At 58.5% G+C, this 24,286-nt stretch carries 25 protein-coding genes and 1 tRNA gene; 11 read left to right on the top strand and 15 right to left on the bottom strand.

The annotated features are described in order from the left end of the window. Nucleotides 1–12 precede the first annotated feature (12 nt). On the top strand, nt 13–1,032 hold the full coding sequence (gene arsB, locus ACXAH3_RS03270) for an ACR3 family arsenite efflux transporter (protein ID WP_474860635.1): 1,020 nt from the start codon (nt 13–15) through the stop codon (nt 1,030–1,032). A gap of 3 nt (nt 1,033–1,035) precedes the next feature. On the opposite strand, the gene ACXAH3_RS03265 is transcribed toward arsB, so the two are convergent. Then, nucleotides 1,036–1,662 carry a helix-turn-helix domain-containing protein gene (locus tag ACXAH3_RS03265; RefSeq protein ID WP_474860634.1) on the bottom strand — a complete coding sequence of 209 codons (627 nt, stop codon included), beginning with the start codon at nt 1,660–1,662 and terminating at the stop codon, nt 1,036–1,038. Nucleotides 1,663–1,797: 135 nt separating this feature from the next. On the opposite strand from ACXAH3_RS03265, the gene ACXAH3_RS03260 reads away from it, so the two are divergent. The 3 genes from ACXAH3_RS03260 (at nt 1,798) to ACXAH3_RS03250 (ending at nt 5,224) form a co-directional block, all read left to right on the top strand. Next, the gene (locus ACXAH3_RS03260) at nt 1,798–3,276 is read left to right on the top strand and encodes a class I adenylate-forming enzyme family protein (protein WP_474860633.1); all 1,479 of its coding nucleotides are present in this window, start codon (nt 1,798–1,800) and stop codon (nt 3,274–3,276) included. A 62-nt stretch (nt 3,277–3,338) separates the two neighbouring features. Continuing rightward, on the top strand, nt 3,339–4,007 hold the full coding sequence (locus ACXAH3_RS03255) for a DsbA family oxidoreductase (RefSeq protein ID WP_474860632.1): 669 nt from the start codon (nt 3,339–3,341) through the stop codon (nt 4,005–4,007). Nucleotides 4,008–4,012: 5 nt separating this feature from the next. Beyond that, on the top strand, nt 4,013–5,224 hold the full coding sequence (locus tag ACXAH3_RS03250; protein ID WP_474860631.1) for a multidrug effflux MFS transporter: 1,212 nt from the start codon (nt 4,013–4,015) through the stop codon (nt 5,222–5,224). Nucleotides 5,225–5,282: 58 nt separating this feature from the next. Here ACXAH3_RS03250 and betB read toward each other — a convergent pair whose 3' ends face one another. From betB to ACXAH3_RS03235, 3 genes are all read right to left on the bottom strand, one after another. Next, complete coding sequence (gene betB, locus ACXAH3_RS03245; protein WP_474860630.1) at nt 5,283–6,737, bottom strand: betaine-aldehyde dehydrogenase; 1,455 nt, start codon at nt 6,735–6,737, stop codon at nt 5,283–5,285. Nucleotides 6,738–6,877: 140 nt separating this feature from the next. Then, on the bottom strand, nt 6,878–7,639 hold the full coding sequence (locus ACXAH3_RS03240) for an RlmE family RNA methyltransferase (protein ID WP_474860629.1): 762 nt from the start codon (nt 7,637–7,639) through the stop codon (nt 6,878–6,880). Beyond that, on the bottom strand, nt 7,639–8,751 hold the full coding sequence (locus ACXAH3_RS03235) for a Ppx/GppA phosphatase family protein (protein WP_474860628.1): 1,113 nt from the start codon (nt 8,749–8,751) through the stop codon (nt 7,639–7,641). The genes ACXAH3_RS03240 and ACXAH3_RS03235 overlap by 1 nt, the downstream gene beginning before the upstream one ends. Before the next feature lie 285 nt (nt 8,752–9,036). Between ACXAH3_RS03235 and ACXAH3_RS03230 the strand changes: the two genes are divergently transcribed. The 7 genes from ACXAH3_RS03230 to ACXAH3_RS03200 all read left to right on the top strand — a co-directional run bounded on the left by ACXAH3_RS03230 (nt 9,037) and on the right by ACXAH3_RS03200 (nt 15,503). Then, entirely contained in the window at nt 9,037–9,333 is a 297-nt protein-coding gene (locus ACXAH3_RS03230; RefSeq protein ID WP_246937473.1) for a virulence factor, read from the top strand. 26 nt (nt 9,334–9,359) lie between these two features. Further along, nucleotides 9,360–10,310, top strand: a complete 951-nt coding sequence (locus tag ACXAH3_RS03225; RefSeq protein ID WP_474860627.1) for a methylenetetrahydrofolate reductase — start codon at nt 9,360–9,362, stop codon at nt 10,308–10,310. Between the two features lie 6 nt (nt 10,311–10,316). Beyond that, complete coding sequence (locus ACXAH3_RS03220; RefSeq protein ID WP_474860626.1) at nt 10,317–11,390, top strand: methyltetrahydrofolate cobalamin methyltransferase; 1,074 nt, start codon at nt 10,317–10,319, stop codon at nt 11,388–11,390. Nucleotides 11,391–11,536: 146 nt separating this feature from the next. Then, nucleotides 11,537–12,694 (top strand): CaiB/BaiF CoA transferase family protein, encoded by a 1,158-nt coding sequence (locus tag ACXAH3_RS03215; protein ID WP_474860625.1) that lies wholly within the window; start codon nt 11,537–11,539, stop codon nt 12,692–12,694. A gap of 114 nt (nt 12,695–12,808) precedes the next feature. Next, on the top strand, nt 12,809–14,851 hold the full coding sequence (locus ACXAH3_RS03210; protein WP_474860624.1) for an ASKHA domain-containing protein: 2,043 nt from the start codon (nt 12,809–12,811) through the stop codon (nt 14,849–14,851). A 51-nt stretch (nt 14,852–14,902) separates the two neighbouring features. Further along, nucleotides 14,903–14,976: transfer RNA gene (locus ACXAH3_RS03205), tRNA-Gly, on the top strand. Nucleotides 14,977–15,107: 131 nt separating this feature from the next. Next, a complete protein-coding gene (locus tag ACXAH3_RS03200) occupies nt 15,108–15,503 on the top strand; it encodes an acyl-CoA thioesterase (RefSeq protein WP_474860623.1) in 396 nt (131 codons plus the stop codon). 45 nt (nt 15,504–15,548) lie between these two features. Here ACXAH3_RS03200 and ACXAH3_RS03195 read toward each other — a convergent pair whose 3' ends face one another. From ACXAH3_RS03195 to ACXAH3_RS03145, 11 genes are all read right to left on the bottom strand, one after another. Further along, entirely contained in the window at nt 15,549–16,286 is a 738-nt protein-coding gene (locus ACXAH3_RS03195) for a hypothetical protein (RefSeq protein ID WP_474860622.1), read from the bottom strand. After that, entirely contained in the window at nt 16,280–17,104 is an 825-nt protein-coding gene (locus tag ACXAH3_RS03190) for a sulfite exporter TauE/SafE family protein (protein ID WP_474860621.1), read from the bottom strand. Before ACXAH3_RS03190 ends, ACXAH3_RS03195 begins: the two co-directional genes overlap by 7 nt. Before the next feature lie 9 nt (nt 17,105–17,113). Continuing rightward, nucleotides 17,114–18,112, bottom strand: coding sequence for a tRNA dihydrouridine(20/20a) synthase DusA (dusA, locus tag ACXAH3_RS03185; protein WP_474860620.1), 999 nt, complete (start codon nt 18,110–18,112; stop codon nt 17,114–17,116). Nucleotides 18,113–18,264: 152 nt separating this feature from the next. Beyond that, a complete protein-coding gene (locus ACXAH3_RS03180; RefSeq protein ID WP_474860619.1) occupies nt 18,265–18,738 on the bottom strand; it encodes a phosphoribosyl-AMP cyclohydrolase in 474 nt (157 codons plus the stop codon). A 124-nt stretch (nt 18,739–18,862) separates the two neighbouring features. After that, entirely contained in the window at nt 18,863–19,630 is a 768-nt protein-coding gene (locus tag ACXAH3_RS03175) for an SDR family NAD(P)-dependent oxidoreductase (protein ID WP_474860618.1), read from the bottom strand. A 457-nt stretch (nt 19,631–20,087) separates the two neighbouring features. Beyond that, nucleotides 20,088–20,417: a protein tyrosine phosphatase family protein gene (locus ACXAH3_RS03170; protein WP_474860617.1), complete on the bottom strand. Its 330-nt coding sequence runs from the start codon at nt 20,415–20,417 to the stop codon at nt 20,088–20,090. A 9-nt stretch (nt 20,418–20,426) separates the two neighbouring features. Beyond that, a complete protein-coding gene (locus tag ACXAH3_RS03165) occupies nt 20,427–21,314 on the bottom strand; it encodes an MBL fold metallo-hydrolase (protein WP_474860616.1) in 888 nt (295 codons plus the stop codon). A 36-nt stretch (nt 21,315–21,350) separates the two neighbouring features. Beyond that, nucleotides 21,351–21,794 carry a DUF6691 family protein gene (locus ACXAH3_RS03160; RefSeq protein ID WP_474860615.1) on the bottom strand — a complete coding sequence of 148 codons (444 nt, stop codon included), beginning with the start codon at nt 21,792–21,794 and terminating at the stop codon, nt 21,351–21,353. 12 nt (nt 21,795–21,806) lie between these two features. Continuing rightward, a complete protein-coding gene (locus ACXAH3_RS03155; RefSeq protein WP_474860614.1) occupies nt 21,807–22,241 on the bottom strand; it encodes a YeeE/YedE family protein in 435 nt (144 codons plus the stop codon). A gap of 170 nt (nt 22,242–22,411) precedes the next feature. Continuing rightward, nucleotides 22,412–22,873 (bottom strand): DUF302 domain-containing protein, encoded by a 462-nt coding sequence (locus tag ACXAH3_RS03150; protein WP_474860613.1) that lies wholly within the window; start codon nt 22,871–22,873, stop codon nt 22,412–22,414. Nucleotides 22,874–22,990: 117 nt separating this feature from the next. Further along, nucleotides 22,991–24,265, bottom strand: coding sequence for an FCSD flavin-binding domain-containing protein (locus ACXAH3_RS03145; protein ID WP_474860612.1), 1,275 nt, complete (start codon nt 24,263–24,265; stop codon nt 22,991–22,993). Nucleotides 24,266–24,286 lie beyond the last annotated feature (21 nt).

Genomic DNA, 24,286 nt, shown 5'->3' with positions numbered 1-24,286 from the left:
CCCGGAGGTCTCATGGGTATTTTCGAACGTTTCCTGTCCGTCTGGGTGGGCTTGTGTATCATCGCGGGCGTGTTTCTGGGTAACCTTCTGCCCGGGCTTTTCCAAACCATCGCAGCACTTGAGATCTCGAAGGTCAACCTGGTGGTTGCCGTGCTGATCTGGGTGATGATTTACCCGATGATGGTTCAGGTTGATTTCGCCTCGATCAAGGATATCGGCCGCCGCCCCAAGGGGCTGGTGCTGACGCTGGTGATTAACTGGCTGATCAAGCCCTTCACCATGGCGGCCCTTGGCTGGCTGTTCTTCCGAGTGATCTTTGCCGGTCTGGTCGAGCCTGAAACCGCCAATGAATACATCGCGGGCATGATCTTGTTGGGCGTGGCACCCTGTACGGCGATGGTCTTTGTTTGGAGCCAACTGACCAAAGGCGATCCGGCCTACACGCTGGTTCAGGTCAGTGTGAATGACGTGATCATGATCTTCGCTTTCGCCCCCATCGCAGCTTTCCTTTTGGGTATCTCGGACGTCACCGTCCCGTGGGAAACGCTGCTTCTGTCGGTGATCCTTTACGTGGTCCTGCCGCTGGCGGCAGGGATCGTCACCCGCGCGCGCCTGATCAAGAAAAGCCCCGCCGCATTGGACGGTTTTCTTGCGCGGCTGAAACCGTGGTCTGTGGTCGGGTTGCTGGCCACTGTCGTGTTGCTTTTCGGCTTTCAGGCGCAGACCATTCTGGCCAAACCGCTGGCCATCGTGTTGATCGCAGTGCCGCTTTTGATCCAGACTTATGGCATCTTTGTCATCGCCTATGGCGCTGCGAAAGCGATGAAGCTGCCGCACAACATCGCGGCCCCGGCCTGTATGATCGGGACGTCGAACTTCTTTGAACTTGCAGTGGCTGTGGCGATTTCTCTGTTCGGCCTAAACTCGGGCGCAGCGCTGGCAACTGTGGTCGGGGTGTTGGTCGAGGTGCCTGTGATGCTGTCGCTGGTCGCCATAGCCAACCGCACCCGCCACTGGTTCCCCGAGGCGTGACCCTCAGGTCAGCGAGGTCACCCACAGGATCATCGCATCCTCTTCGCTGACCGAGATTACGTTATGCCCCATCGAGGCATCGTAATAGGCGCTGTCGCCGCGGCGCATCTCGACCGGTTCATAGAACTCGGTGATCAGGCGGATGGCGCCGGTCAGGACATAGAGGAATTCCTCGCCATCGTGACGGACCCAGCCATCAAATTCATCAAACGAACGGGCGCGGACACGGGCACGGTAAGGCAGCATGGCTTTTTTGGTCAAAGCACCTGCCAGCATCTCGTGCTCATAAGTTGTGGTGGGATGGGCCGCGCCTTCACCTGACTTGGTGATCGCCATGCGACCTGACACTTGCGCCGATTTGGGCGCGGTGAACAGTTGGGGCACTGAAATCTCAAGCCCAACGGCCAGCTTTTTCAACGCCTCATAAGTCGGTGACATCTGCCCGTTCTCGATCTTGGACAGGGTCGAACGGGCAAGCCCCGCCTGCCCTGCGGCCTGCTCCAACGTCCACCCGCGCGACTTGCGCAGATCGCGCACGCGTTCGCCCAAGTTCAGAGGATTGGGATCGGGCAGGTCTTCCCCGGTTTCGCGGGCAAGTTTGATCAGGCTGGGTTGGTCTGGCTTCGTCATGCTTCTTGCATACAGACAATCTGGGCTGATGCAACCACACGGCTTGCATCAGGGGCCAAGCCTTGGCACATCAGGGCGATGATTTCGCAACTTATCCCCTCTGCCCCTCTGCGTTCCCCCCCGACGCCATTCAACATGGCCGCATACGTGCTGCAACACGCAGAGCGTTTGGGCGACAAGACCGCATTGGAAATCGTATCAACAGACTCCGCACAGGATGCCACATGGACCTATGCGCAGCTTGAGCGTGCGGTGCTGGGCGTGGCGACGGGCCTTCTGGAGCAAGGATTGGCACCAGGGGATCGCGTTCTTCTTCGCCTTGGCAACACTTTGGACTTCCCGTTGGGCTTTCTAGGGGCGATCGCAGCGGGGCTGGTGCCGATCCCAAGCTCGTCCCAACTGACCCAATCCGAAATCACGCGCATGGAAAAGTTGGTCACCCCCGCGCTGATCATCGCAGATCCCGGCATCGCGCTGCCCAAACCAGTGTCATGCCCGGTTGTTACCACCGAAACCCTGCACGGTTTCACCGACCTGCCCCCGGCCCCCTATCATCAAGGCGACCCGGAACGTCCGGCCTATATCATCTTCACCTCGGGCACGTCCGGCCAAGCGCGCGCGGTGTTGCACGCGCATAGGGCCATTTGGGCGCGGCAGATGATGTGGGATGGGTGGTACGGGATCACCTCGGACGACCGCGTGATGCATGCAGGCGCCTTCAACTGGACCTATACGCTGGGTACGGGATTGATGGATCCGTGGTCGGTTGGCGCAACGGCGATGATCCCTGCTTCTGGCAGTACGCCAGACCAGCTGGCGCAGTTTCTGCACCGCAAACATATCACGATTTTCGCAGCCGCACCGGGGGTTTACCGACAGATACTGAAGCGTGATTTGCCTCCGCTGCCCAATCTGCGCCACGGCCTATCTGCGGGCGAGAAACTGCCCGACACCACCCGCACCCGATGGGAAGATCAGACAGGCACCCCCATTCACGAGGCGTTCGGAATGTCTGAATGCTCGACCTTTATCTCAGGTTCGCCCGCGCGCCCTGCACCCGACGGCGCGCTGGGCTTTGGGCAGGCCGGACGGCATCTGGCGGTGCTGGGCGAAGACGGCACGCCCACCCCCTTGGGCGAAGCCGGAACGCTTGCAATCCACCGCAACGACCCCGGATTAATGCTGGAGTACCTGAACGCACCCGACGCCACCGAAGCTAAGTTTCAAGGCGACTGGTTTCTAACCGGCGACAGCGCCTCGATGTCCAAAGACGGAGCTTTCACCTATGAAGGCCGCTCGGATGATATCATGAACGCGGGCGGCTTTCGCGTTTCTCCGATCGAGGTCGAAGCCGTCATGGCCCAGCACCCCGCGATCATCGAAGCCGCCTGTGTTGAAATTTCTGTGAAGGCCGATGCAAGCGTAATCGGATGCTTCTATATCCCTTCGGATACGACCGTGACCGAAGACGAGCTGTCCCAACACGCCCACGCCCTGCTGGCGCACTATAAATGCCCGCGGATATTCCGGCCTGTCGACAACTTGCCCCGGTCCACAAACAACAAACTTTCACGCGCAGCTTTGCGCCTATTGATTGAGAGGACGTCAGGGTAAATCAACTGAGCCCTTTCCAAACCTTTCAATCCCAGATAGAGCTAGCGCCACAGGAGTACCACATGATCCGTCTGGATATTTTCTCTGATCCGATTTGCCCTTGGTGTTACATCGGAAAAACAAGACTTGATAAAGCATTGGAAACACGCCCGGACCACCCGTTTCAGGTTCAATGGCACCCGTTTCAGCTGAACCCGGAAATGCCGCCTGAAGGCATGGATCGTCGTGCCTATCTGGAAGGCAAGTTCGGCGGCAAGGATGGCGCGATCAAAGCCTATATGCCGGTGGTTGAAGAAGCTGCCGCATCGGGACTTGAGATGAACCTTGAAGGGATCGAGCGCACGCCCAACACGATGAATGCCCATCGACTGATCCATTGGGCTGGGCTTGAAGGCAAGCAGAACGCCGTGGTCGACCGACTGTTCAGCGCTTATTTCGTGGACGGTCAGGACATTGGCCAAAGCGATGCTCTGGCCGATATCGGCGCAGCCGCTGGAATGGAGCGTGACGTGGTCGCCCGCCTATTGGCGTCTTCAGCCGATGCAAGCGATCTTCTGGCCCGCGATATGGATGCGCGACAAAAGGGCGTGAACTCGGTCCCGACCTTCCTGATCGCCAACCAACACGTTGTGCCCGGTGCGCAACCAATTTCGCTGTGGCAACAGGTTATCGACGACATCACTGCGCAGTTGGATGCGCAGGATAATCAAAGTGGGGCGCCCATTCAGTGAGATTGATGACCAACCCTCCGGTCAAGCCCCTAAGCTTGCGGGAATATGTGCTGCTGATGGCAGCCCTGTTTTCGATGGTTGCGTTTTCGATCGACTCGATCTTGCCCGCCCTGCCGGAAATCGCTGCCCTTCTGGTCCCTGAAGACGTCAACCGGGCGCAACTTCTGATCAGTTCCTTCGTAATCGGAGCCGGTGCCGGGCAGTTAATTTTTGGCCCTTTGTCTGACGCGATTGGGCGGCGCTACTCTCTGGCGCTGGGCATGGTGCTTTACATGCTTGCGGCCTTTGCGGCCCTTTGGGCACAAACGCTGGAAGCTCTTTTGTTCTGGCGCTTCATCCAAGGTGTCGGCGCCGCTGGTCCACGAACCTGTGGTATGGCCATGACCCGAGACCTATATGAAGGGCGCCAAATGGCGCGGGTCAACTCGATGGCCTTCACCTTTTTCGTCCTTGTTCCTGCGGTTGCACCGTTGATCGGGCAATGGGTGGTGCTGGGCTTTGGTTGGCGCCATATGTTCACCACTTACATCCTTGTGGCCATCGCCATCCTGACATGGTTCCTACTGCGCCAGCCCGAAACGCTTCCACCCGAGCGCCGTCGCCCACTATCCCCGCGCCCCACGCTGGAATCGTTTGCAATCGTTATGAAAAGCCGAGTCACGCTGCTGTATATGGGGGTGATCACCTTTGCGTTCGCGCAGTTGATCGCCTTTATCAGCTCTGCCCAGCAGATCTTCGTCGATGTGTTGGACGCAGGGACAAGATGGCCGATCTATTTCGCGCTCATTACCGTCTTTTCAGCGGCATCTGGCCTGCTTAACGCGCAGTTGGTGATGCGGATCGGCATGCGCCGCTTGGCTCAAGCGGGTTTCGCGACGCAAACCGTACTGGCCGGTCTGACCCTGACCTTCTGGTGTATGTTCGAGCCACAAGGAACGTGCGCATTGGTCATTTTCTGCCTCTGGGCTGCAACCCTGTTCTTCTTGAATGGGCTGAGCTTCGGCAACCTGAACGCGCTGGCCATCCAGCCGCTGGGTCATGTCGCCGGGACCGCAGCCGCGATCATCGGCGCGCTTCCGACGATGTCGGCGATGGCCATCGCCGCGCCCATCGGGCTGGCCTTTAATGGCACCCCCCTTCCATTGATGACAGGTGTCACAATCTGTTCAGGCCTTGCGCTGGCGCTGATGCAGTTAGATCGGCACAATAATCACTAGGCAAATAAAAGCCGCCCGAGCCATGCGGCTGGGCGGCTTATCATTTCAGGTCAAACGCTTAGAACGGCGCTTCCAAATCGCTCAGACGCACGTAAACCGTCTTCAGCTCGGAATAATGCTCGATCGCCGCTTTCGAGTTTTCGCGCCCCACACCCGATGCTTTCGAGCCTCCGAACGGTGCCTCAACCGGCGCATCGTTGTAGGTGTTGATATAACAAGTGCCAGCCTCGAACCCGGCGACCACACGGTGCGCGCGGGTCAGGTCATTGGTGAATACACCTGCGGCCAGCCCGAAATCGGTGTCATTGGCGCGGGCCATGACCTCGGCCTCGTCTTCGAAATCCAAAACGGACATGACGGGGCCAAAGATTTCCTCGCGCGCGATGGTCATGTCGTCAGTCACATCGGCAAAAACAGTAGGTTGCAGATAGAAGCCTTCACCGTCGATCCGCGCCCCGCCATAGGCCAGACGCGCACCCTCTTCCTTGCCCTTTTCGATATAGTTCAGGACGATGTTCATCTGCCCTTCGCTGACCATCGGCCCGAACGAGGTTTCGGGGTCCAGCGGATCGCCGATGACGGCGCCGTCCAAACGTTCGGCCAGACGTTTCAGGAAGGCTTCTTTGACGCCTTTCTGAACGAAAACCCGTGTGCCGTTCGAGCAAACCTGCCCAGACGAATAGAAGTTGCCAAGGATCGCACCCGATACGGCGTTTTCAACATCCGCGTCATCAAAAACGATCATCGGCGACTTGCCACCCAGTTCCATCGTGACGTGTTTCATTCCCTCGGCAGCAGCAGCATAGACCTTGCGGCCCGTCGGCACCGACCCGGTCAGAGACACTTTGGCCACGCGGTCATCCGTAACGAGCGCGGCCCCAACGTCTCCATAGCCTTGGATCACATTGAAGATGCCCGCAGGCGCACCCGCTTCAATCATGATCTCGGCCACTTTCAGGGCAGACAGCGGTGTGGTTTCCGAAGGTTTGAAAATCGACGTGTTGCCGCAAGCCAGCGCAGGTGCGGCCTTCCAGCAGGCGATCTGGGTGGGATAGTTCCACGCGCCGATGCCCACACACACGCCAAGCGCTTCGCGGCGGGTATAGACGAAATCCCCATCCGGCATCTGGATGTGCTCGCCGGTCAGCGACGCGGCCAAACCACCGAAATATTCCAACGCATCCGCACCCGAGGTCGCATCCGCCACGCTGGTTTCCTGATATGGCTTGCCGGTGTCCAGCGTTTCCAAAACCGACAGGTCGTGGTTGCGTTCGCGGATAATATCGGCGGCGCGGCGCAGGATGCGGCCACGTTCCGTCCCTGTCATCGCTTCCCAATCGGCCTGTGCCGCCAACGACGAGGCGATAGCCTGTTCCACAATCGCAGGCGTGGCCGAATGCAGCTTGGCAATCACTTCGCCCGTGGCCGGGAAGATCACGTCGATCTCGGCCCCGGCGGTGTCTTCCACATATTCGCCATTGATGAAATGGCTGGCTTGAGGTTGTGCGCGCATGTTGCACCTTTCCAGTTTTCCCCAGCCCTGTGGCGGGGCGATAATTCAGTTTGATAAGGTTGTGTCAGATGTGAGGCCTAAGGGCTATTCAAAAGACGACAGGCTAAGGGCTACACGCGCCGTGCGGCCCCAAACCTAGATCAGCCCTTAAAGCCCATCGCGACCACAAATTTTTCCGAGCTGTCGGACCGGCTTGAGGGCGGCTTGACGTTCATCACCTTGTTGAACTTGGTCTTCAAGAGCTTCTGAAGCTCGCCTTCTGCCCCACCTGCCAGCACTTTGGCGACAAAGGTTCCGCCTTCGTCCAGCACGTCGAATGCGAAATAAGCCGCCGCTTCGCAAAGCGAGATAATCCGCAAATGGTCAGTTTGTTTGTGGCCCGAACTGGCAGCCGCCATATCGGACATGACCACGTCGGCTTTGCCGCCCAGCCAGTCGCGCACCACTTGGTCGGCATCGTCTTCCATGAAGTCTAGCTGCTCGAACCGGGCACCGGCCAGTGCTTCGACCTCTTGCAGATCAACACCCAGATAGGTGCCGATGCGCTTGCCGGATTTTTCGCCCAACGCATTAATCCGCGGCACGGCAACTTGCGCCCAGCCACCCGGCGCGCAGCCGAGGTCCACCACACGGGCGCCATTCACCAAGAACCGGTGTTTGTCGTCCAACTCCATGATCTTATAAGCGGCGCGACCGCGGAAACCTTCCGCTTGGGCACGTTGCACATAAGGATCGTTCAATTGGCGCTGAAGCCAACGTGTCGACGAGCTGCGCCGCCCCCGCGCGGTTTTCACCTTCACGGTCAGGTCACGCTGCCCCCGGCCCGAGCTTTTGCGCGTGCGCTTCGAATACTTATTGCCACCCCCTTGGGAGCCGCCCGAGTTACCACCGTCTTGAGACATCAGAAAGGTCCGCCTTCCAACACGCCGTCCGAGGACATTTGAGAATAAAGGATGCCTTCTCTAAGGCCACGATCCGCAACTGACAAGCGATCAGTCGGCCAGACACGAAGAAGAGCTTGCAAAATGGCCGCGCCGGACATGATCAGCGATTGCCGGTCTCGTCCGATGTGCGAATTTACGCGCCGCCCTTTGGGGCCCATTGCCAGATAGCCCTGAATGACGCGCTCGATCTGCTCGGACGTCATGCGCAGCCCGTCCACGCGGGTTCGATCATAGCGGCGCAGGCCCAGATGGGTCGCAGCGACGGTCGTGACGGTGCCAGAGGTACCGATGATCTGGAACCCTTCGCGGGGCGGTTCGTGATAGAAGGGGCTGAAATCGGCCAGTTGTTCTTCAAAATGGACCGACATCAGGGCATAGCGGCCCGCGTCGTCTTCCACGTCGTCAAACATCTCGCGCAAGGTTGCCACCCCCAGCGGGACGGAAATCCAGTCGACCACGCTTGCGGTTGGGAAATCGCCCACACCGCCAGAAAAACCACGCCCCATGCGCATAATGGATTGCGAGCGCTCCAACGGGGGCACTTTGGACAGGTCGATCCAGACAAGCTCGGTCGAGCCGCCGCCAATATCCACCACCAAAAGCTGTTCGGTCTTGGTGGACACCAAAGGCGCGCAGGACACCACGGCAAGGCGGGCTTCTTCCTCGGGCTTGATGATCTCCAGATCCAGGCCCGTTTCGCGCCGGATATTTGACATGAAGCTTTTTCCGTTGGTCGCGCGACGGCAGGCCTCGGTTGCGACAAGGCGCATCCGTTTCACATCATGCTTGATCAGTTTCTTGCGGCAAATGCGCAGCGCTTGGATGGTGCGCGACATGGATGACCGGCTGAGTCGCCCGGACGCTTCAAGCCCCCGACCCAGCTGCACCGATTTCGAGAAACTGTCCACGACGTGAAACTGACTGCCCTTTGGTTGGGCAATCAGCATGCGACAACTGTTTGTACCGAGGTCCAGAGCAGCGTACAGGCTGGCCGGATCCACGGGGGACGGCGCGGGGGTTTCTACCGCTTTCGGGAACGCGCCCGCACCTCTGGGACGCTTGGGCGCCATTGAACACGCCCTCCATTTTTCGAGTTACCTTCAAGATAGGGTGCTGGGCCCGCGCTGGCAATCCCTGCGGAACGGCAAATGTAACGCTCTTACGTCATAATCAACATGAATGGTTTTCACCGCGCAGGGCATAGCCTGCCCGCGTTGTTTTTCGTATTCCATTGGCGCGGATCGTTTGAACGCCGCCCTGTGAAGTCGCTGTTGAAACGCGGCGTGTCGAAAACCGACACAAGGCAAGGGCCGTGCGCGATTACGAATAGAGAACGAAGAACAGGGAGAATCGCAATGCCAGACGTCACCATCGTTTACTGGAGGGACATCCCCGCCCAAGTGATCGTGGGCAAAGGGCGCCGTGGGTCGAAAGCCCCCCTGCCCGAGCGTTTCGAACAGGCCATTGACCGGGCTGCCATGAAGGTGAACGCAAAAGACAGCGACGCCTATCTGGCAGAGTGGCGCAAGGCCGACCCCTATTCTGTCGAAGGTGACCCGCAAGAGATCGCAACGGCCGAGGCCGCGCGTCTGGATGCGGAATATGACAAAGAGCGTCTTGTCGCTCTGATTGGCAACGACGGATGGGCTTGATCCCACCCTCTATCAAGGAGGCAGCCATGGCGCTGTTGAACTTCCGCAAGAAGCCGACCGAAGGTCAGGCCAATGCCGCTTCCCCCGAACTGCAGGCCTTCCTGAAGGGCTATTCGATCGAAGTCATGCCCCGCACGGCTGGCAAGGTCGAAGACTTCCGTGATCTTCTGCCCGAAGGCACGCGCGTATATATCGCCCATATCGAAGGCACGCCGATCGAGGACATGGTCGCCACCGCCAAGCGCCTGAAGGAAGAAGGCTTCGACGCGATGCCCCACTTCCCGGCGCGCATCATCAAGGACAAAGCCACCTTGGCCGACTGGATTGCCCAATATCAGGGCGAAGCTGACGTGAAGCAGGGTCTGATCCTTGCAGGTGGCGTAGCCGAGCCGGTCGGTGACTTCGACAGCTCGATGCAGCTTTTGGAAACGGGTTTGTTTGATCAGGCGGGGTTCACCAACCTGCACGTTGCCGGTCACCCCGAGCCCAATCTGGACATCGACCCCAAAGGCGGTCGCGCCAACACCTATGCGGCGCTGGACTGGAAGCAGAAATTCTCGAACCGCACCGACGCGGACATGGCGCTGGCCACCCAGTTCTGTTTCGAGGCCGAACCGGTCATCGAATGGGCCAACGAATTGGCCGAGCGCGGCATGAACCTGCCGATCCATATCGGCATCGCAGGCCCGGCCAAGCTACAGACCATGATCAAATTCGCGATTGCCTGCGGCGTGGGCCCGTCCCTGAAAGTACTGCAAAAGCGCGCCAAGGACGTGTCGAAGCTTTTGCTGCCGCATGAACCGACCGAAGTTCTGAACAATCTGGCGCTGCACAAAGCCGCCAACCCCGACTTCAACATCACCCAAGTGCACTTCTTCCCGCTGGGTGGGATCAAGACCAACGCCAACTGGGCCATCGAGCATGGCGGAGACAACACCGCCCCAGTAAATGCCCCTGTGAACGCGACCAAAGGATAATCAAGAATGACACGTACCATCGTCGAAAGCGCGACCAAGACTTCGATCATCGGCTTTGACCAGCCGTTTTCCGTGATCGGCGAGCGCATCAACCCGACTGGCCGCAAAATCCTGAACGAAGAGCTGGAGCGCGACGATTTCAGCCGTGTGGAAGCTGACGCTCTGGCGCAGGTGGCCGCTGGCGCGACCATTCTGGACATCAACTCGGGCGCTGTGTTCTCGAACAAAATGGCCGAAGATCCGCGTTATGCCGACAACAATTTTGTTGAACCCGACCTGATGCGCAAACTGGTTGAAACCGTGCAAGCCGTCACCGACTGCCCTCTCTGCATCGACTCGTCGGTTCCCGGCGCGCTCGAGGCTGGTCTGGAAGCCGCTAATGGTCGTCCGCTTCTGAACTCGGTCACCGGCGAGGAAGAGCGTCTGGAAATCGTCCTGCCGCTGGTCAAGAAGTACAACGTGCCTGTTGTGGCGATTTCGAACGACGACACCGGCATTTCGGAAGACCCGGAAGTGCGCTTTGCGGTCGCCAAGAAGATCGTAGAACGCGCAGCTGACTTCGGCATTCCCGCCCATGACATCGTGGTCGACCCGCTGGTCATGCCCATTGGCGCGATGGGCACCGCTGGCCTGCAGGTGTTTGAACTGAACCGCCGACTGCGCGAAGAGCTTGGCGTGAACACGACCTGTGGCGCCTCGAACATCTCGTTCGGTCTGCCAAACCGCCACGGCATCAACAACGCGTTCCTGCCGATGGCCATGGCCACCGGTATGACCTCGGCGATCATGAACCCAATCGCCCTGCCCGTTGGCCCCAAGAAACTGGCTGAAAAGAAGGCCGAAGTGGAAGCAAAGGGCATCGTGATCCCGGCAGATATGGATGACGAGACCTTCTGCCAGCTCTTTGGTCTTGGCTCGACCAAGCCTAAAGCAGGTAAGGAAATGGAGGCCATCCGCGCCGCCAACTTCCTGACCAACAACGACGAAGGCGGCGCCGAGTGGATCAAGTTCAACTCGACCAATGCCGGGGGCGCAGGGGCCGCCGGTGGTCGCCGCGGCGGTCGTCGTCGTCGGGGATAAGCTTTGACACGACGAGATTCTGAAAAACGCGTCCAATCGGGCGCGTTTTTTTTCATTCTTCTGTGATGGATTTGTGAAACTTGATCTATAGCAAAGTCTAAAGCGCCTCGTCCCGTTAGCGATCACAAAAACCCAAAGGACATCCCATGGCCGCCCCTCTTTCCGACGTTACCATTCTGGACCTAACCCATGTTCTGGCAGGACCGTATTGTTCTATGATCCTGTCGGATCTGGGCGCGAAGGTCATTAAAGTGGAACAGCCTGGAACCGGCGATGATACGCGTCACTTCCCGCCCTTCCGCGACGGTCACAGCGCCTATTTCGCAACCATCAACCGTGATAAAGAATCCATTGCCCTGAACCTGAAAGACGACGCCGATCGCGCCATCTTTGAGCGCCTTCTGGCGCAGGTCGATGTGGTGATGGAGAACTATCGCCCCGGCGTGATGGAACGTCTGGGCTATGGGTGGGATGACCTGTCGGAACGCCACCCGCATCTGATCTATGGCGCGGTGTCGGGCTTTGGGCACACCGGGCCGGACGCGTTAAAACCTGCATATGACATGGTGGTGCAGGCACGTGGCGGCGTCATGTCGATCACCGGCGAGAAAAACCGCGAACCTGTGCGTGTGGGCGCGTCGGTCGGGGATATTGTCGCGGGCATGTTTCTGGGACACGGGTTACTGGCAGCACTTTTCCAGCGGGAAAAATCCGGCAAGGGGCAAAAAGTGGATGTGGCGATGCTGGACAGCCAGTTGGCCATCATCGAACATGCCATTGCCATCGTGGGCGAAACCGGCATCTCGCCGGAACCCTCGGGCGCGCGCCACCCCTCGATCGCGCCGTTCGAGACATATCACACCGCCGATGGATTGATGGTTATCGCTTGCGGCAATGACGTCCTGTTCGCCAAACTTTGCGAGGTGTTGGGTAAGCCACAATGGGCCACCCTGCCCGCGTTCAAAGACAACCTTGCGCGGTGCAAAAACGTAATGCTTCTGCGCCGTCGGATCGAGACGATGACACTGGCCCATCCGCGCGACCATTGGCTGAAGCTCCTTACCGCAGAAGGCATCCCTTGCGCACCGATCCAGAATGTGGCCGAAGCCATGCAGGATCCGCAAATTCTGGCCCGCAACATGGTCAAGTATCTTCCAGCGCCCGACGGCGAAAACCCCTTCGTCTCGGCCGGCAACCCGATCAAGATGGGCAGCATCGACGACACAGAGCAACCCGGCCCAGCCCCCCTGCTGGACGGGAATCGCGATGCAATTCTGGATTGGTTGGCCGAACAAGAGCGCTGATCGGCGAACCACGGCAAAAAACGGCGTTTCCGGGCATTTTATGCCGCATGCAGGCATTGCGCGCGCCGGTGCGTTCCTTAAATTGATGGAAAATCAACAGGAAAGACGCGCGCAATGTCTCAGGATCCTTTGGTCATCTTTACCCCCTCGGGCAAACGGGGCCGTTTCCCGGTTGGCACCCCAATTCTGACTGCCGCCCGGCAATTGGGCGTGGATCTGGATTCTGTTTGTGGCGGGCGTGGCATCTGCTCGAAATGTCAGGTGACGCCCAGCTTTGGCGAATTCACGAAACATGGCGTCACCGTCGAAGAGAACGCCCTGTCCGAGTGGAACAAGGTCGAGCAACGCTATGACGACATTCGCGGCCTGCCCAAGGGCCGCCGTCTGGGTTGTCAGGCCACGGTACAAGGCGACGTGGTCGTGGACGTGCCGCCGGAAAGCCAAGTCCACAAACAGGTGGTCCGCAAACGGGCCGAGGCACGGGACATCACGCTGGATCCAGTTGTGAAACTTTTCTATGTCGAGGTCGAAGAGCCCGACATGCACGAACCATCGGGCGACTTGGAACGCCTTGTCACGGCCCTTGAAAAGCAGTGGGAAATCAAAGGTGTACGTGCAGACCTTCACATTCTTTCGACACTCCAACCTTGCCTGCGCAAGGGCGAATGGAAGGTCACTGTCGCCGTCCATTTGGGTGACGAAGAAAATCCGCCGCGCGTTATGCATGTCTGGCCGGGCTATCACGAGGGCAGCGTCTATGGCATGGCCGTGGACCTTGGGTCGACGACCATTGCCGCGCACCTTTGCGACATGTCGACAGGGGAAGTGGTCTCCTCGTCAGGTCTTATGAACCCGCAAATCCGCTTCGGTGAAGACCTGATGAGCCGGGTCAGCTATTCGATGATGAACAGCGACGGCGCGCAAGAGATGACAACCGCTGTGCGTGAAGGCATGGACGCGCTTTTCACCCAGATCGCCGCCGATGCCGAGATCGACAAATCCCTGATCATGGACGTGGTTGTCGTCTGCAACCCGGTGATGCACCACCTGTTCCTTGGCATTGATCCGTTCGAACTGGGACAGGCGCCGTTCGCGCTGGCGACCTCGGACGCGATGCGGCTGCGGGCGACGGATGTTGACCTGACCATCCATCCCCTTGCGCGTCTGTACATGCTGCCCTGCATTGCGGGCCATGTGGGCGCGGATGCAGCTGCCGTGGCGCTGTCAGAAGCGCCGGACAAATCCGACGATCTTGTGCTGGTCGTCGATGTAGGCACCAATGCGGAAATCCTGCTGGGTGATAAGGGCGGCGTGCTGGCCTGTTCCTCGCCCACGGGCCCTGCATTTGAAGGCGCGCAGATCAGCGCGGGTCAACGCGCCGCCCCCGGTGCCATCGAGCGGGTCGAGATCGACCCCATCACCAAGGAACCCCGTTTCCGCGTGATCGGCTCGGATATTTGGTCGGACGAGGAAGGTTTCTCTGCCGCAACCGCTGTCACGGGTGTCACCGGCATCTGCGGTTCGGGCATCATCGAGGTGATCGCAGAAATGCGTATGGCCGGGTTGGTGGATGCGGGCGGGCTGATCGGATCGGCCGAGCAAACCGGCACCGACCGCTGTTTTGCCGATGGTCGCACCAACGCCTATCGACTGTGGGACGGGGACGAGGATCAGAAACCGATCACCGTTACCAATGGAGACATCCGCGCCATCCAGATGGCCAAGGCGGCGCTTTATTCCGGGGCACGTCTGTTGATGGACAAGCGTGGCGTCGACAAGGTGGACCGCGTGGTTCTGGCGGGCGCGTTCGGCGCGCATATCTCGGCCAAACACGCGATGGTTCTTGGTATGATCCCGGATTGCGAATTAGACAAGGTGACGTCGGCTGGGAACGCGGCTGGCACCGGTGCACGCATCGCTCTTCTGAACCGCGCCGCGCGGTCCGAGATTGAGGACACAGTGCGCAAAATCACCAAGATCGAAACCGCTGTGGAAGAAAAGTTCCAAGAGCACTTTGTGAATGCCTCGGCGATGCCGAACTCGGCCGATCCTTTCCCAATTTTGCGCTCGGTCGTTGATCTGCCGAACCCCAGCTTCAACACCGGGGGCGGGGATGAAGACGGGGGCGGTCGCCGCCGACGTCGTCGCCGGGGATAACCCGATAAGCGCTTGAACTTCCCTGTCCTTTGGCATAGCTCATGAGGTATGGCGGGTGTAGCTCAATGGTAGAGCAGCAGCTTCCCAAGCTGACGACGAGGGTTCGATTCCCTTCACCCGCTCCAAGTTCCCCGCATAGATCGTCCGCCCGAGGTTTCCATGACTGATCCGCTTTCCAACATCCCGTTGGTCACCCCATTGAACGCCCAGCAACTGCAAAGCGCAGGTGTGCCCGAGGGCTGGAATTTTTGGGCAAATGGATCGCGTGCGCTTTCACGAGCTGGACGCACTGAACCATGTGAACAACATCGTCTATCTGCGATGGTTTGAAGACATCCGTGTCCCGTATTTCCACACGCATAAGGTCAGCAGCTATAGCACAGCAGATGACCCGCAGGTCGTGCTGGCCACGAATTTCGCCCGTTATCTCAAGCCGATGTTTCTGGGCGAGACCTATGTGGTTACGGCGCGCTGCACCAGTTTTCGCAACAGCTCGTTCGTGCTGGAATACGGCGTCTGGGTAAACGGCGAGCTACGCTGCTCGGGCGAAACAGTGGTGGTCACACTGGAACATGACGGCAAAACGAAACGCCCACTAAGCGCCAATGTTATTGCTGCTCTGACGGCTGACGGGGCAACTAAGGCAGGGTAAGCCAGTCGCGCACTCCGCCGGGCATGTCCGGGCGGAAATAGGCGATCATGCGCCCCTCGGGCGGCGCATTGGCCCCATCTTTCCACGGAGCCACACCATGAAGCGTAAACCGATCCAGCAGATAGGTTTCGCCGGGATTGCATGGAGTGTGATGCGCGGACAGGTTTCAAACACTTCGCGGCGCGCGGCCTGATAGGCTTGGGTAATGTCGTGGCGGCACATCTGGTCGGCGGGGACGCCGTCAAACGCCGTTTTCATCGCGTCGCGCATGATCCGGTGGCTGCCCTCCCACAAGACCAAGGGGCTGGCGCGGTCATCTGTCTGGTTCAGAGGGATGCCAATGACGAAGGCATGCGCCTCGTCCACGCAGCGCGCATTGCCCGGAAGCTCGGGTTTGACCCCGTCCAGATGCGCGGCGTCGCGATCACGGCGATAACGAAACCCAGCGGCGCTGTCGTGCGGGTCTGGTTGAGGATAGCCGGGATAGGTGATCGACACCTGCGCCCGATCCAGATCGTGCCAGCCAAATCGGCTCTCGATGAAATCTCGCAATTTACCAGCAAGTGCGGGCCCGCCATCCACACGCCCTTCCCCATCATTGTCGATTGCATTCACACCGACAAACCACGTCCTCCCAGCGCGCAGCCATTTGGCGATCTGGTCGGGATCGTTGCGTGATTGACGGGCGTATGGTGTGACGTGCTCGACCCATCCTGCGATGGCGTCATCATATGGAAACTTGACCCAGCCTTGGCGGTCAAAGGCGTGCAGGTGGTCTACCATCCCAGTGCTTTGCGAAGCATGTTCAACGCCACCAACGTCAGGAACACGGCGAACACCCGTTTCAGCGGTTTCGGGTCCATGGCATGGGCTAATTTCACCCCCAAAGGTGCGGTAAACAGGGTCATCGACACGATCAACACGAAGGCAGGCAAGTTAACGGCCCCGACGGTCCAAGGCGGGCGCACTGCCGGGTCAATATTGACGAACAGGAACCCCAAAACGGATGGCACTGCGATCAGCACACCAAAACCTGCCGCCGTCGCCACCGCTTTGTGAATAGGCCGCCCATGTAGGGTCATCAAAGGAACACCGAAACTGCCCCCTCCGATACCCATCAGGACGGACAGAAAGCCCAGAATGGGGGCGAAGATCGCAACGCGCGGGCCTTTGGGCATATCTTCGGCCAGCCTCCAATCGGCTTTGCCCAGTCCCAGATACAGGCCGATGCCCAAGCCCAGCGTGCCAAAAATCGCCTGCAAAACAACGGATTTCAGGCCCGAGGCGACGATCACCCCAATCAGCGCACCCGCCGCGATCCCCGGCGCCCACGCCTTCAAGATCCCCCAATCCACCGCGCCCTTCTTGTTATGAGACAGGACCGAACGCATCGAGGTCACGATAATCGTCGCAAGCGAGGTCGCTAAGCAGATCTGCATCAACTGATCCGAGCCATAGCCAAGCGCCGAGAATGCATAGAAAAACGCAGGCACCAAAACGATCCCACCACCTACGCCCAAAAGCCCCGCCAAGACACCCGCAAACGCTCCGATCACCGCCAAAAGCGCGGTCATAGGCAGAAGCAAGGATAGGTCTGGCATTGGGCGGCCTTATTCAACGGGGACGTGTTCAGGCACAGATGACAGGGCTTCAGCGACCAGCGCAACCCCTGCCCCCGGTTTGGGCGCGCCTTCCGATAGAATGCGCCGCCATTTGCGCGCACCGGGACGGCCGGTAAAGATGCCCAGCATGTGGCGAGTGATGGAATGCAAGCGGATGCCTTCGGCCAAGCGGGCCTCGATATAGGGGTACATCGACTCGACCACCTCATGCGCTGATCGCGCAGGGGCAGTGTCGCCAAAGATCGCCTGATCGGCCCCCAGCAGCACGGTGGCCGGGTCGTGATAAACTGCACGTCCGATCATCACCCCGTCCATCACTTCCAAATGTGCGCGGGTTTGTTCGAGCGTTGTGATTCCGCCATTAATCGACAGATGCAGATGCGGGAAATCCTGTTTCATGCGATGGACCAGCGGGTAGTCCAAGGGCGGGATGTCCCGGTTTTCTTTCGGGCTGAGCCCTTGAAGCCATGCCTTCCGGGCGTGGATGGTGAAACGATTGACACCGACGGCTTGGACCTTCTCAAGGAAATCCGGCAGCACCTCGTCCGGCACTTGATCGTCCACGCCGATACGACATTTTACCGTAACTTCAATATCTTGTGCGGCGTCTTTCATTGCAGCCATGCAATCTGCCACCAGATTTGGGTCGCGCATCAACACGGCCCCAAATGTCCCCGACTGAACCCGATCCGACGGGCAACCCACGTTCAGGTTCACCTCGTCATAGCCACGCTCGACACACAGTTTGGTGGCTGCGGCAAGTTCCACCGGATCCGACCCGCCCAGCTGCACAGCCACGGGGTGTTCTTCGGTATTATAGTCCAGCAGATGCAATGCTCCGCCCCGCACCAAAGCGGGGGCTGTGACCATTTCCGTATAGAGCAACGAGCGACGGCTCATCAGTCGGTGGAAATACCGGCAGTGGCGGTCCGACCAGTCCATCATGGGGGCCACGGACAAACGGGCGCTTTGTTGGATGTCGTTCATACGCTTTTCCATGCTGACCAACGCAGCCTATTCCGCGCTCTGTCGACGAAAGGATATAGATGTGCGTTTGGCGCTACAAATCAATAGATGCCCAACGTATCCGATACACGGGCCAAGCCGCGTATCGGTTGTTTTCTCGGATCGCGCTTGGATTAGGGCTGATAAGGAAGCGACGAGTGGTGCAGGACAATACGCAGCACGCCTTCTGCATCTTTCTTATAACCGAAGCTCTTGTCGACCTTAGTGACATCACCATTCTTGTCGGTCAGCATGATCCAGCCCATCCACATTGCCACATCACCTTCGATGAATTCGGCCGCGGTCACACTTTCCGTCGAGCGCCACCCCTGAATTGCAAAGCCTGCATCCAGAGGATATTCCTCGGAATGTCCGCAAAAATAGGCAAGCGCTCCGGGTTTGGTTGTGCGAAAGGTCTGTTCCCCGCTTGCCATGGTCGGTTTGAAAAGGACTGGGCCCATAGCATGCCCATACAAAGCATCCAGGTGCTCTCCGGCGACAACTCGCGCCGCTTCGATTCCACCTTCTTCAAATGCTTTTGAGATAACGACCTTGCCATTTCCCCATGCGTCGCGTGCGGTTTTAAGCTCTTCGGTGGTGATCGACATATTCGCGCCCTTTCCAGTTATCGTTGCGTCACATATTGCTGACGGGAAGCCCAGCGTATTTCCGAAGGGTCTATAACAGACTTTCGCTTCACGTCACGTTCTTTCATTCACACAAGTAAAGCCTTCAGCGCGGCGCCATGCGCACAGCGCCGTCCAGACGGATCACTTCGCCGTTTAGGAAGGAATTTTCGACGATATGGCGCACCATACCGGCGAATTCCGCCGGGTCACCAAGGCGCGAGGGGAATGGAACCTGAGCGCCAAGGCTGTCCTGAACCTCTTGCGGCAAGCCTGCAACCATCGGTGTCTTGAAGATGCCCGGCGCAATGGCCATCACGCGAATGCCGTCACGCATCAGGTCACGCGCCATGGGAAGGGTCATGCCTACCACGCCGCCCTTGGACGAGGCATAGGCCAGCTGGCCGATCTGGCCGTCCATCGCCGCGATTGAGGCAGTGTTGACGATCACACCACGTTCACCATCATCGGTCACGGGGTCAGCCATTGCCATGCCGGCTGCGGCTTGACTGGCGCAATTGAACGTACCGATCATGTTTACGCCAATCACCTTGGCATAAAGGCCCGCATCATGGGGTTCGCCCTTGGACTGGGTCTTGGCGGCTGGCGCGATGCCCGCGCAGTTCACCATCACACGTTCTTGGCCCAAGGCCGCGCGCAGGGTCTTGAACCCTTCGGCGACAGATGCCGCGTCAGACACGTCCACCTTGGCAAAGGCGCCGCCCAGCTTTTCAGCCATGGCCTGTCCGGCTTCCTCATTCAGGTCGAAAATGCCAACCTTGGCCCCAGCGGCAGCAAGCGCCTGAGCGACAGCGCCACCCAGTCCGGATGCTCCGCCTGAAACGGTGACGACGGTGTTTTCTGTGATGTGCATGGGCAAGCCTCCGTAAAATGTTGGCCCGCCCTAGCAAGAATTGTACAAGCGTTCAATAAATCTGGCCACCCTGCCCTAGGTTACGCAGCGTCGCCTTTAATCCACGGGTCCAAAAGCACACATCGCGGCGTGTTGCATCAAATTGACAGGACCACACCAGCAGACACGCCGATCTCACCCCGAAACCGAGCACCAGCAAAGCCACGCCAAAGGGGCTGGCCCTCAGATCCGCATTTTCGATCAGCAAACCCGAAGCGGTAATGAACCCGGCAATCACCGTGTGGCTTAAGAATCTTGCCAAAATGCCCGGCCGGAACACGCCCCTGATCTTAGCAGCGTTCCCAGTCATGAATGGGCAAAAATGGTCAAATGGCAGCGCCGAGCGCCGCCATAGCCCTGTTCACACCCATGGCTAAATTCCGTTTGTTTTAAACCTGTTGACGAAAGTCTGGCCGGATCAGCTCATTGCGAAGTTCCACAGGATTTCGCAACGTGTGCCAGTACGGCAATAGGCAAAGACCGGACCATCCGCGGCCTCAATCACCGCACGGAACGGCTCTTTCAATGCCATCACATCTTCACGCGAAGACATGGGCAGGAAGGCTGTTTTCATCCCAGCCGCCTCGGCCGCAGCTTTCACGTCTTCCCAAAGCGGCTGGCCCGGATCCTCACCATCCGGGCGGTTGCACATCAAAAGGGTAAACCCTTGATCGCGGATGGTTTTCACATCCTCAATTGCGATCTGGTAAGCTACCGTGATCGTGTCATCCAGTTTCTTGGTTTGCATCGGAACCTCTTAAAGCGCGTTTACCGGAACCTTCAGGAAAGTCTTGCCGTCCTCATCCGCCGGGGGCATCTCGCCCGCGCGCATGTTGACCTGAAGCGACGGAATGATCAATCGCGGCATGTCCAGCTGGGCGTCGCGCTCGGTGCGAAATTTTACGAATTCCTCGCGGGATTTGCCTGCACCGACATGGATATTGTGCTCTTTCTCGGCGGCCACTGTGGTCTCCCACTGAATGTCACGGCCATTGGGGCCGTAATCATGGCACATGAACAGACGGGTATCATCCGGCAACGCCAGAACCTTCTGGATCGAGTCATACAAGATGCCCGCATCCCCACCGGGGAAGTCCGCACGCGCCGAGCCTCCGTCCGGCATGAACAGCGTGTCGCCCACAAATCCAGCATCGCCAATCACGTGCACCATACAGGCGGGTGTATGGCCAGGAGTATGGATCGCATAAGCCTCCATATTGCCGATCTTGTAGGTGTCGCCATCCTCGAACAATGCGTCGAACTGGCTGCCGTCGCGCTGGAATTCAGTCCCTTCATTGAAGACCTTACCAAAGACGTCCTGCACAACCGTGATCTGGCTGCCGATGCCGATCTTTCCGCCCAGATTCTGTTGAATATAGGGGGCGGCCGACAGGTGATCTGCGTGCACATGCGTTTCGATCAGCCATTCCAGCTTCAGCCCTTCGGCTTTGATATAGTCGATGATCTCGTCTGCGTGCTCGGATGAAACCCGGCCTGCGGCATAGTCGATGTCCATCACGCTGTCGATCACCGCACAGGCGTCCGAGGTCGGGTCTTTGACCACGTAAGAAATCGTGCTGGACTCAGGCTCGAAGAACGCCTTGATCTCGGGGATCAGGTCGGTGCTTACGGGATGGTCAATCATGACATGTCCTTTCCTTAGAGCCCGGATGGACCGGGGTTAATTTGCAGTTGCGGCGTCGCGCCGTTGCGCGGATCGCTGGATCATGAAACGGGCAGCGAAGATGCCGACGATAAGAGACACCGTGAAAATCAAAACATCTGGGTTGCCTGTCGAAATCACCGGAAGCGAAGCACCGGGGCAAAAGCCCGCCAAGCCCCAGCCCAGACCGAAAGTGAAGGAGCCACCGACCAGACGGCGATCAATCAGCTTTGTGCCGGGCAAAGTGAAGCCTGTGCCGAAGACAGGTTTTGGGCGCTTCAGAACCAGGAAATACCCGGGCGCAGTGACCAGAATGGCCGCGCCCATCACGAAGATCAGGCTGGGGTCCCACGTGCCAGCAAAGTCAAAGAAATTCAGCACTTTGGCCGGATTTGCCATGCCCGAGATCGAAATCCCAAGACCGAAGATAAGGCCGATGACATAGATGAAGATCAACTGCATTTCGGTTCCTCTTTACAGGCCAAAGATGTGGCGTATGACAAACACCATAGCGGTGATGCCAGCCATAAAGCTGAGCGTTGCGACAATGCTGCGCGGCGACAGGCGCGACATGCCGCAAACACCGTGACCCGAGGTACAGCCGGATCCATAGGTCACGCCGATCCCGACGATCACGCCGCCCACGATCATCGAAAGCCGGCTAACCGGCACTTGGATCTCGGGGAACCCACCGGTGGCGAACAGATAAACGAACGGACCCGTCAGCATCCCGGCCAAAATGGCCGCACGCCATGCCCAATCAGCCGAGCTGTTGGGCTGCATGAAACCAGCTAAAATGCCAGTGGCCCCCAGAATATTGCCGCGCACCCACATCAGCCCAACCGAGGCCAGCCCGATCAGCGCGCCCCCCAGCGATGCTGCCAGCGGTGTAAATTCAGTTTCGATCATGTCATGCCTCAGCAGGTTTTCCGTTCACCTGTTAAATTTAGGTCAGCCAAACACTGGGAACAAGATTAACATTCATCTTTACGAATGCTTCTTTGACAACCAGACGTCAAGCAAAAGGCCCCGCGTGTCATTGCGGCACGCGGGGCCTTGTTTTTCAAGACAAATTGTCTTTATTCAGAGATTGCTTCCAGCACGATCCCATCCAAAAGCGCTTGCACCTTCTGCATCTCGCCTTCGGGATAAGTGCTGTACCCTACCCGTACCTCGCCATTCGTGTCGGTCACGAAGATGCTGTACGGGCAGAACGAAATATTTGCGGCATCTGCTTCCATCACCTCGCGGCTGATTTTGGCCGAGCAGAACAGGAAAATATCAGCGGCCTCGAAGATCTTCACGTCAGAACCGACATCGCCCTTGGTGCGTTCCAGCATTTCGCCAGTATGGCTGACATGATCAATCACCAACCCCAACCCCACGATGGCGCTTTCAACCGCGAAGGTCGCATCGTCGAAACTGCCGTCAAAGGCGTATGTGATGGCCTGATCGCTCATTTGTTTGCCGTGGTCATCCGCCAAGGCCGGGGCGGCCAATGCAGCGGCAGCCAAAAACGCCGTTCCAAGATATTTGCGCATAAGTGCTCCTCTTGATTTGAGGGCCGTTCGCGCAAAGCCCCGTGAAAAACGGGGCCCAGACATCCGGGCCCCGTGTTGATCTGAACATATTCGCAACCGCGAATACTGGCAAGAATATCAGCCAAACATGTCCGAGGTGATCCCGGAATACCAGCCAACACTTTCTTCATATGTGGCCTGACGCAGTTCAGCGTCCTCGCCGACGGCGCTGATGAAGCCATCAACCTTGGCGATTTTCTCGTCCGTGGCTTCATAGCTTGCGCCCACTTTCACACCGTCATCGTCGCTGATCAAAGACCAACAGGTGTTGGTGAACTTCGCCGGGAACAGTTTCGATCCAGTCAAAGCCGAGCGCACGGCCATTGCAGCCACCTTGGCCTGAGAATTCGCAGAGAAACCCGATTTCGGCATATCGCCTTGCTGGCTGGCGTCACCCAAAACATGGATGTTTTCATCCACACGCGACTGCATTGTGTGCGGGTTCACCGGCGCCCAGTTGCCTTCGGTGATTCCAGCCATGTCGCAGATCTTGCCCGCTTTCATCGCTGGGATAACGTTGCAGACATCGACCTTGGTCTCTTCGCCGTCGATGGTTACGGTCATATCATGCGGGTTTACAGACACGTTGCCGCCGCCGAAATCACTGCCGATCCAGTCGATCATACCGTCATAGTGACGCGACCAGCCGTCTTGGAACAAAGCCATCTTCGAGAATTTCTCTTTCGGGTCGGCGATGATGATCTTGGCCGTCGGGTTTTTCTTCGACAGAATGTTGGCGATCATCGAGATACGCTCGTACGGCCCAGGAGGGCAGCGGAACGGGTTGGGTGGGGCAACCATGGCAAAGGTGCCGCCTTCCGGCATAGCCTCGACCTGCGCTTTCAAGAGCTCGGACTGCGAACCGGCCTTATAGGCATGCGGCATCGCGTTCTGATGGCTGACATCCCAACCTTCAACCGCGCCGTCAACAAAGTCGATGCCCGGCGACAGGATCAGACGGTCATAGTTCAACGAACCACCACCGGCCAGCGACACGGTGCGCGCCTCGCGGTCGATATCAATCGCCCAGTCATGCACAACATTGATGCCGTATTCAGCTGCCAGCTTGCCGTAGCTATGCGCGATTGATCCCAGATCGGTGAAACCCGCCATGTATAGGTTCGAGAAGAAGCAGGTGTAGTAGCTGCGGGTAGGCTCAACGAGCGTGACCTCGATCTCGCCTTTGCTGTCTTTAGCGATATAGCGCGCAGCAGTCGCCCCGCCTGCCCCGCCGCCAATCACAACGACCTTCGGCTTGCCGTGACCGGCAGCATGTACCATCGGCGCCGACAGCGTGGTGGCCGCGGCCCCGGCGGCTGCGCCCCCCATAAACAAACGTCTGTTAATTTTCATGTTTTCCTCCCTATTGGTCGC

Source organism: Aliiroseovarius sp. ABM4_368 (assembly GCF_056161205.1).
The sequence above is the reverse complement of the archived record's forward strand: the minus strand, read 5'-3'. Positions and strand labels throughout refer to the sequence as shown.

Coding starts and splice junctions, on each gene's coding strand:
- ACXAH3_RS03250 (WP_474860631.1), top strand. CDS start 4,013: ATGACCAACCCTCCGGTCAAGCCCCTAAGCTTGCGGGAATATGTGCTG.
- betB (WP_474860630.1), bottom strand. CDS start 6,737: ATGCGCGCACAACCTCAAGCCAGCCATTTCATCAATGGCGAATATGTG.
- dusA (WP_474860620.1), bottom strand. CDS start 18,112: ATGAACGACATCCAACAAAGCGCCCGTTTGTCCGTGGCCCCCATGATG.
- ACXAH3_RS03265 (WP_474860634.1), bottom strand. CDS start 1,662: ATGACGAAGCCAGACCAACCCAGCCTGATCAAACTTGCCCGCGAAACC.
- ACXAH3_RS03170 (WP_474860617.1), bottom strand. CDS start 20,417: ATGCAAACCAAGAAACTGGATGACACGATCACGGTAGCTTACCAGATC.
- ACXAH3_RS03160 (WP_474860615.1), bottom strand. CDS start 21,794: ATGCAGTTGATCTTCATCTATGTCATCGGCCTTATCTTCGGTCTTGGG.
- ACXAH3_RS03230 (WP_246937473.1), top strand. CDS start 9,037: ATGCCAGACGTCACCATCGTTTACTGGAGGGACATCCCCGCCCAAGTG.
- ACXAH3_RS03215 (WP_474860625.1), top strand. CDS start 11,537: ATGGCCGCCCCTCTTTCCGACGTTACCATTCTGGACCTAACCCATGTT.
- ACXAH3_RS03190 (WP_474860621.1), bottom strand. CDS start 17,104: ATGCCAGACCTATCCTTGCTTCTGCCTATGACCGCGCTTTTGGCGGTG.
- ACXAH3_RS03165 (WP_474860616.1), bottom strand. CDS start 21,314: ATGATTGACCATCCCGTAAGCACCGACCTGATCCCCGAGATCAAGGCG.
- arsB (WP_474860635.1), top strand. CDS start 13: ATGGGTATTTTCGAACGTTTCCTGTCCGTCTGGGTGGGCTTGTGTATC.
- ACXAH3_RS03220 (WP_474860626.1), top strand. CDS start 10,317: ATGACACGTACCATCGTCGAAAGCGCGACCAAGACTTCGATCATCGGC.
- ACXAH3_RS03255 (WP_474860632.1), top strand. CDS start 3,339: ATGATCCGTCTGGATATTTTCTCTGATCCGATTTGCCCTTGGTGTTAC.
- ACXAH3_RS03150 (WP_474860613.1), bottom strand. CDS start 22,873: ATGCGCAAATATCTTGGAACGGCGTTTTTGGCTGCCGCTGCATTGGCC.
- ACXAH3_RS03260 (WP_474860633.1), top strand. CDS start 1,798: ATGGCCGCATACGTGCTGCAACACGCAGAGCGTTTGGGCGACAAGACC.
- ACXAH3_RS03235 (WP_474860628.1), bottom strand. CDS start 8,751: ATGGCGCCCAAGCGTCCCAGAGGTGCGGGCGCGTTCCCGAAAGCGGTA.
- ACXAH3_RS03195 (WP_474860622.1), bottom strand. CDS start 16,286: ATGGTAGACCACCTGCACGCCTTTGACCGCCAAGGCTGGGTCAAGTTT.
- ACXAH3_RS03175 (WP_474860618.1), bottom strand. CDS start 19,630: ATGCACATCACAGAAAACACCGTCGTCACCGTTTCAGGCGGAGCATCC.
- ACXAH3_RS03225 (WP_474860627.1), top strand. CDS start 9,360: ATGGCGCTGTTGAACTTCCGCAAGAAGCCGACCGAAGGTCAGGCCAAT.
- ACXAH3_RS03155 (WP_474860614.1), bottom strand. CDS start 22,241: ATGATCGAAACTGAATTTACACCGCTGGCAGCATCGCTGGGGGGCGCG.
- ACXAH3_RS03200 (WP_474860623.1), top strand. CDS start 15,108: ATGGATCGCGTGCGCTTTCACGAGCTGGACGCACTGAACCATGTGAAC.
- ACXAH3_RS03210 (WP_474860624.1), top strand. CDS start 12,809: ATGTCTCAGGATCCTTTGGTCATCTTTACCCCCTCGGGCAAACGGGGC.
- ACXAH3_RS03145 (WP_474860612.1), bottom strand. CDS start 24,265: ATGAAAATTAACAGACGTTTGTTTATGGGGGGCGCAGCCGCCGGGGCC.
- ACXAH3_RS03240 (WP_474860629.1), bottom strand. CDS start 7,639: ATGTCTCAAGACGGTGGTAACTCGGGCGGCTCCCAAGGGGGTGGCAAT.
- ACXAH3_RS03180 (WP_474860619.1), bottom strand. CDS start 18,738: ATGTCGATCACCACCGAAGAGCTTAAAACCGCACGCGACGCATGGGGA.